Source organism: Vibrio sp. 10N.222.46.A1 (assembly GCF_041473595.1).
GTDB classification, from domain to species: Bacteria; Pseudomonadota; Gammaproteobacteria; order Enterobacterales; family Vibrionaceae; genus Vibrio; species Vibrio tasmaniensis_A.
Genome location: NZ_JBFRSN010001152.1, coordinates 1 through 717, shown reverse-complemented (window position 1 = coordinate 717; position 717 = coordinate 1). Strand labels below are relative to the sequence as shown.

The window sequence follows — 717 nt, the reverse complement described above, 5'->3', positions numbered from 1 at the left end:
GAATTACTTTGTTGATAAAAAGGGGATTATTCGAGCGTATGACTCCCCCGAATTAGCTAAGAAAGGGTTAACACCTATATCTGAATCAGACGCGCTTGAAATGGCCGAGCAAAGAGATGAGTTAGCAGAGGCACAACAATGGGCTATCGATGAGTTAAATTGGTGTGACATTCAGAGAGCCTACCACCAAACGGGAGACCTCAAGCGAGCGGTAGCCACTTTGGATGAAATAAATCAGTACGCTATTTTATGTCGAGACTTTGTTTCTCACTCTGATTCCGGTGACTTACACATGGCAGATAAAAAGCCAATACGCCCAGAGTAAGCGCTTTTCGAAGGGAGAAGCACTATGTGGAAACAATCCCCGCTCAGCTGGCCTAGCTGCTCGCAATCAATTCAAACCGAGTCTGAGCAGGTGATAAACCAAATCGGTGCCACGATGAATGATGCGGTTAGCCGATTGACCAGCCTTGAGAGTGACATTCGTTATGGGCGTCACTCTTTAAGCGAAGAAGCGAGTGCTTTGCTTAGGCTACGCGATGAACTTGATTCTCTGTTGAAAACTGGAACCGTATTAACTGCGACGCCTTACCAGTTTCAAGTGGGGACTAAGTTGGACTCAGGTAGTTACTTAAATCCACAGTCTGCAGTTAAAGTGTTATCTGGCAAACTTCGTGACCATGCAGATAAGCACCGACCAACTGGCAATCTTCATTG

The 717-nt window shown here is 45.9% G+C and carries 1 protein-coding gene and 1 pseudogene; both read left to right on the top strand.

Features of this window, described 5'->3' with window-relative positions; translation table 11 throughout:
* On the top strand, positions 1-325 hold a 325-nt coding region (locus AB4496_RS24700; protein ID WP_372132443.1), incomplete at its 5' end, for a hypothetical protein.
* 24 nt (positions 326-349) lie between these two features.
* Positions 350-717 (top strand): annotated as a pseudogene (locus AB4496_RS24695) (hypothetical protein); the annotation flags it as partial.